The 6,000-nt window shown below is 52.9% G+C and carries 6 protein-coding genes; 1 reads left to right on the plus strand and 5 read right to left on the minus strand.

Features of this window, described 5'->3' with window-relative positions; genetic code table 11:
- Positions 1-24 precede the first annotated feature (24 nt).
- The 5 genes from IGX34_RS21630 to IGX34_RS21650 all read right to left on the minus strand — a co-directional run bounded on the left by IGX34_RS21630 (position 25) and on the right by IGX34_RS21650 (position 4,629).
- Positions 25-318 carry a hypothetical protein gene (locus IGX34_RS21630; protein ID WP_192557840.1) on the minus strand — a complete coding sequence of 98 codons (294 nt, stop codon included), beginning with the start codon at positions 316-318 and terminating at the stop codon, positions 25-27.
- 72 nt (positions 319-390) lie between these two features.
- On the minus strand, positions 391-1,353 hold the full coding sequence (locus tag IGX34_RS21635; RefSeq protein WP_192557841.1) for a TniQ family protein: 963 nt from the start codon (positions 1,351-1,353) through the stop codon (positions 391-393).
- Positions 1,346-2,032: a TniB family NTP-binding protein gene (locus IGX34_RS21640; protein ID WP_192557842.1), complete on the minus strand. Its 687-nt coding sequence runs from the start codon at positions 2,030-2,032 to the stop codon at positions 1,346-1,348. The genes IGX34_RS21635 and IGX34_RS21640 overlap by 8 nt, the downstream gene beginning before the upstream one ends.
- A 255-nt stretch (positions 2,033-2,287) precedes the next feature.
- Positions 2,288-4,117 carry a Mu transposase C-terminal domain-containing protein gene (locus IGX34_RS21645; protein WP_192557843.1) on the minus strand — a complete coding sequence of 610 codons (1,830 nt, stop codon included), beginning with the start codon at positions 4,115-4,117 and terminating at the stop codon, positions 2,288-2,290.
- A 2-nt stretch (positions 4,118-4,119) separates the two neighbouring features.
- Positions 4,120-4,629: a TnsA endonuclease N-terminal domain-containing protein gene (locus IGX34_RS21650; RefSeq protein WP_192557844.1), complete on the minus strand. Its 510-nt coding sequence runs from the start codon at positions 4,627-4,629 to the stop codon at positions 4,120-4,122.
- An 823-nt stretch (positions 4,630-5,452) separates the two neighbouring features.
- Between IGX34_RS21650 and IGX34_RS21655 the strand changes: the two genes are divergently transcribed.
- The gene (locus IGX34_RS21655; protein ID WP_192557845.1) at positions 5,453-5,866 is read left to right on the plus strand and encodes a protein-tyrosine phosphatase family protein; all 414 of its coding nucleotides are present in this window, start codon (positions 5,453-5,455) and stop codon (positions 5,864-5,866) included.
- Positions 5,867-6,000: the final 134 nt, after the last annotated feature.

A 6,000-nucleotide genomic window follows, 5' to 3' on the forward strand; every position in this document is an offset into this window, starting at 1 on the left:
CTCTCCGGGTCGGAAGCCGATAGTTTAGCCCGCTCCACCCAAAGCCCTTAGCCCAGGAAATGCCGCAATAGCCAAACAAAGGCCAAGGAAGATAGCCGCCTTCGTGGCAAGCTCGGCCCACGGAAATGGGAGCTTGCCGTCCGGGTTGCTCCAACCACCGGCAGCATCGTCATCAGCCGTCACAACGTGGCCCAACAATGCCCAGCCAGCAAAGCCAGTCAACGTAAAGATGTAAGGAACGGCAAACATCAACGAGAGAACAACTGCCGTTGATGCAACCACGGCCAATAAGACGATGTAGCGACGCCTCTCGGTCACTCACTTTACCTCTGACTAGTTAGGTCCGCTCCGTGGCCGAGAACAGACGTGATTGCAGAACCCCGTTCTTTGTCAGACTGAGCCGAGACTGCTTTGCTTATAGACATATTCCCTCCACTCAATTTTCGACTGAGAAAGACGGTACATCAATGCGCGGCGACACGCGATTGATCTAACCTTTCCCGTCAGACTAAACCAAGTAGGTCGTGCGGGTCTGACAGGCCCTTTCTTGAAGGTAAAGGACATCACCCGCTGATCCTCGAATGTGATCGCATCTGACTCATCCACCCTTAAGCGTCCATTTTTGGTCGCGTCTTTTGCTAGCTCAACGGCCAGATTCATGACTGCGTCTTCAATGCTGTAAGAACGCCAATTCATCGCGTTATATTTAGCTGCTCCCACACCTGCATTGAATAAAGATGATTCGAAGTATTTAACGCATGCCCATGCTTCTCGCGATATCGGACGTTTAGGCCGAACATCATATGCGTATGCGCGTGCCAACTTTAGATCCTGCGCAAATTGTGCAACCGCAGAAATTTTTATCCCTTCTCCCATCAACCACTCATGTGGAAGCTTGCGCGTACCATCCGGCAGCACGTGCGACCATTTGAAGAGCGGGCATTGATGCACCTGACAGTACGTTAGAAAAATGCGAGCCCAATCCAATCGGAAGTAGGGCGTATGGGCGCTGGTAGCGTCCTCGAAGAAACATATAGGGCAGTACGCGTCGCGATCTTTTGGCTTAAGAAGTGCTTCTCGGCGATCTCCGCAGTGCATCTCTAGAGCTCCGCGACTGACACCAGTTTTCTCAGCATATATATCGAGAAACATCCATCGACCACTCACATCAAGATCGCCCAAGGCTACCTGCCCAATAATACCGGGTGAGATTTCGCGAATCAGTTGCGATCGATTTATTCCCCACAACAGCGCTTGTCGATCAACCAAGGAAGAAATTGATTCACCCGGCATAAGAATTTGCGGGGCAAGCTTAGGCCATTGCATATCTTTGGGAAGGTATAACTCACGCATACTTCAACTTCTTTTGTAGCTCGACCGAAGGTGCAAACTCCGCCTCTTCTAATGTCTTCAGCGTAAGGCTCTCTTCACCACTGAGGATGGCATGAGCGGCGGCCAAAGCAATGCGCTCCATAATGGCCCGAAGGCCACCACCTGAACACTTGATTAGAAAAGTCAATGCCTCGGCGTTTCGTAAAGACGATGGGCGGCGCAACGGCAATATGGCCTCGATATTGCCGACGAAATCCGCAAATGCCTGATCAACTTTCCACTCTGGCAACTTGAACGGCCGCAAGCGTTGTGCCAAGTGCTTATCGGTTCGAAATGCGTTGGACGAATCAAGCGCGCCCAAACAAATTAGCGGAAGACGCGCCCTATTTGTCAGGAATTTAATTCCCGCCAATACTCGGTTTAGCTCTCGATCAGTGCCTTTTGACAAATCTTGTATTTCATCGACTACCAAGGCCTTAATGCCAAGCGATTTAATTGCTCGAAGCACGGCCATTTCGCGATCAGACGTGGTCGATGGATGTGCCGCAGGACCGCCTAACGAATCAAGCACGCGCCCATAGAATTCCCGCATCGTGCGCGACCCTTCGGCCGACACTATGACGACCTTATCCTCATACGTGCGCGCGAGCTCTTCACCGAACGTGCTCTTCCCAGAACCCGGATTCCCGGTCAGCAACATCCCTCGTTCGTTGTAACCTTTGGCGACGTGAGAATCCAATGCGCGTATGCCATTGCATTGGAGTACGAAGGATGCGCGATTACGACGCCTTTCTTGATCAAATCGATGCGCATAGCATCGGGCGCACCGGCATCAGATTGATAGGCTTCAGCGAGATGCGCATAGATGGTGACGGGATGTTCTAGCGTTGAAGTAGCGGTTGAATCATTCATAAAGGTTTTAGACGCTGTCTGTATAGACATCCCGCAAGTCATGCTACATGTCCCCTCGATGCACGCCAAAAGTCGGGACAGGCAAACTGAAATCGATAAATTCGCCCTCGATGGTGACAGGGACTTCGCATGATTCAATGGCGGGAGGGATGCTAATGCCGCGGTCTTTATGAAGTTTCTTGATGGCCGACTGTTTTCGGGCGCCTTTTGTAGCCTGGATTGCGTTCGTGATCAGTTGTTGCCGTGTCTCCAACCCACCATCAAGCACTTCCAGCAATCCACTTGATTCGTATTCGACATGACCCAATTTTCGGAGCCAGCGCATTTCGGCAAGAGATATCTGACGCGCATCCTTGCATGTGTCGTGCGCTACAAGCACGTTACCTGCCGGCCCGATGATAAAAACCTTGGAGATATCACTAGGGTCGTAAGAAACCTCGCGTGGAATCTTGTCTCCAACCCATTCGTTCAAGCCTTCTGCCCAAAATTCGCGATGGAACATCTGAATACCAGTGCGCCGAATGAGCCGCATCTCATACGGGTAGAAAGTGGTGGGTAACATCCAGTGCTCCCATCCCGCCGGGAGTGCCTCTGAGACAGAAACTTCTTTTTCTAGCGCTTTCCATTTCTGAAGTGGAGCCATCTCCAAGGTGCGGTGTACCTTCGCGTGATATACGCTGACGATTTCGTTAACCAAAAATGTCACGAATTCTCGAAGGGTTAGCGCTGCATTGCTCTCTGAATCGTAGTCCGCACGCTTAACTACGTTGCTTTGTGTGGCGCCAGGGAGGAGCCGGCACTTCCCCATGAACGTACCTATCAGCCTCTCAATGATTCCACCATAGTGCGGGGACCCGACGGGACGGTACTGAATGTCGATACCTAGTTGGCTGCAGCCGCGCTGCAAGGCCTCACTGTGAAAATCTCGCCCATTGTCCATATGGATCGTTTCCATCACGCCGAAAACGGGCCACTGCCCCTGAAGACCCAACGACGCAAGGAAAGCCTCTTTGGGAAGCAACGCATTCACCAGACACATCGCCACCGATATCGCACTGGGCGCCTCGAAGCTTACATATACGCCGACCACCATCCTTGAAGCCACATCGATCGCTAGTGTGACCCATGGTCGACCGATGGCCACAGTCCTATCGTCTTCCGAAACCAGAATTGCGTCAGCTAGTGTGTGATCAATCTGTACTGTTTCTAGAGCCCGGGAGGCATCGATATGACCCACCATGGCATCGTGTTTATATTTTGCTTTTTTGCTCCCTTCCCGCAACACTGTCACGCGACGAGTATCGAGTGCTTCGACCCGCTTGCGAATAGCACTTGCGCACGGCTCGCTTAGCCCTCTTTGACGACAAGTAGATTGAATCTGCTCGATTACATCCGAAAGGTTAGGCTTGTTTTTGACGAGCCAACACTCATTGAGTTGATGAGCAATGATTTCCTCCACTGCTCGATCGAGCAACCGGATGCCTGCAGGGCGACCACTCTTACCAGGCTGCAGCGCCGACACGGCATTGAATTGCCTCAATCGCTTTATGGCACGCTCTAGCGTTCTTTTTGAAACCCCTAATTCGAGCGCGTGCAGTTCGTAGCGCGCCTTACGCTCTTGAGTTGTGGTGGCGACCATAATGTTTCGCGCGGCATTCGCAAGTCGCTGTAAGCCGTTCCATTCCAGCATGTCTATAGAGTTCACACGCCCTGCTAGTGCAGGTGCAATGGAGACTTCTTGGGCATTTGCCCGGCACACTACCGCAGGGTCATGCAAAGCGGTCAGCATCATCACTCCCTGGAATTCGGGATCCGTGACGCGCATGCGTTGACCACGGTACAGCACTTCACTACCCACGTCATAAGTGGTCATGTTTAGAGCTCCCCAGACACAGGCAGCCGAATTAGCGGCATCCCCAACGCGATGCGGGCGACACGCGTATGTTCGTCGCGCAAATCAGCTTCGATCCAAGCGCACTCGGGTTTTACTTCGACGATCGATAGGCGCTCAAACCCAAGCTTTCTCCATCTCTCCGGCACCGCCTCGAAGATCACCAAGATATCTGGGGTGTAGCGCCGCGTTGTTCCATTCCATGACCAATTGATGGTGACCGGCTGAGTAGCAATCGCCATACAGGCAGGGTCGGCCACGAGCATCTTTACGACAGAGCGTTCCAGTGCACTTTCTACGCGCACGAGCTTTTCGCCCCGAAATGCGCAGACGTAACCCCCATGATGACGGCCGCGCGACAGCGGAATACGCCGAAAACCCCAGCGCAAAGCGATGCCCTCGGATCCGGGCAGTTTCTGGATGAAATCGTTGAGCTCGGCGCGCATGGATGGCCTACGGCAAGCCACGCGCAGGGAAGGAACCGGTTTATTCATGTTTCTCGCTCCATCGGAGTAAATGGGCACGTTGAGTGCCACTACTGAATGGAGCTCCAGGCAAATGCCGCCCGTCCCTTGAGTCGCGGGAGAGATCGAGCTAGCATGGCGCGTCGGCGCAAACAAATCGACGCTTCACCTGTGGCCTATACGGACTGCCATCCGTGTAGGCCACATTGCTTTGGAGCTCAGTATTTACGATCTGGTTGGGATATCCGCTCTATGGATATCACCTCCTTTGCTCAAGTTGCACGGACGCCGTAGCGGGCGCTCCAAGCGTCTTATCCAGCCACGCTGCTACTTCCGCGGTTGAAGCAAACCAGCCTCGGCGCCCGTCCAGCTGAAACATGTGTATGGGAAGACGCGCACCACGGCGCGCCTGGCGCAGCGAGTCCACGCTACGAAAACCTAAGAGCTTAGCTGTCGTGCCTGCCGAGAGCATCGGTCCATATTCGTCGCGCAGCCACTCCTCGGTGGAGGTCGGTTTTGTTTTCTCAATCACGGTTAGACCGGATGCGTCCCACAAAATTGGGGCGACGCTAAAGCTTTTTTGATTTTAGGTCAACTATTTGTTTCATAAAGATTTTTAGTTGCGCTTACTACTAAGATTTATCACTAAAAAAACCGCGCGGTAGGCTGCTCGTCGAGCGAGACATAATCGGTAGAAAACTACCGATTAGCACGACGACAGCCCTAAGCTTCGATGCACAATATATTTTCGATTACGCGCCGTTGTTATGCGTCGCATGGACGAAACATCAGCGTTCGGTCTTAGCTTTTGAGATATAAGACGGCCACGCTTGCTCGCTCAAGGAGACATGCCATGACGAATGATCGATTGACCACGAAAAATGTGCGAACAAGCGCCTCTCACCCGTTACGCATAGCGACGCTTCCTGTTGGTGAAAATGGGGGCGCCGTCGGCGTAACATTCGCGCCCGGCAAACGGCAGGCCAGCGCCATGACCGGTATTTGGGAACGCGATCTCGATGAAGATCTGAACGCCATTCGTCGGTGGGGTGCCTCCGACCTCATCACACTGATTGAGCCTCATGAGTTCATAGAGTTGCATATCGAAGATCTTCCGGAACGCACGGTATTGCATGGACTGCGGTGGCATGGATTACCGATTACCGATGGTGCCGCGCCTGACAATCGATTTCTCGCTCCGTGGAAAGCGCTGCTTCCAACGCTCTTGCAACGACTGGATCAAGGTAAACGCGTCGTCGTACACTGAGCTGACCTGAAATTTCTGGTCCAGATCCAAAGTTCATAGACTTATGACGAGGAGACTGGACGATGCCCAAGAAACGCTTTAGTTCCGAAGAGATCATCCACAAGCTGCGCGAGGCCGAGGTGCTTTCCTCGCAG

Source organism: Dyella acidiphila (assembly GCF_014863405.1).
Taxonomy (GTDB): Bacteria; Pseudomonadota; Gammaproteobacteria; order Xanthomonadales; family Rhodanobacteraceae; genus Dyella_B; species Dyella_B acidiphila.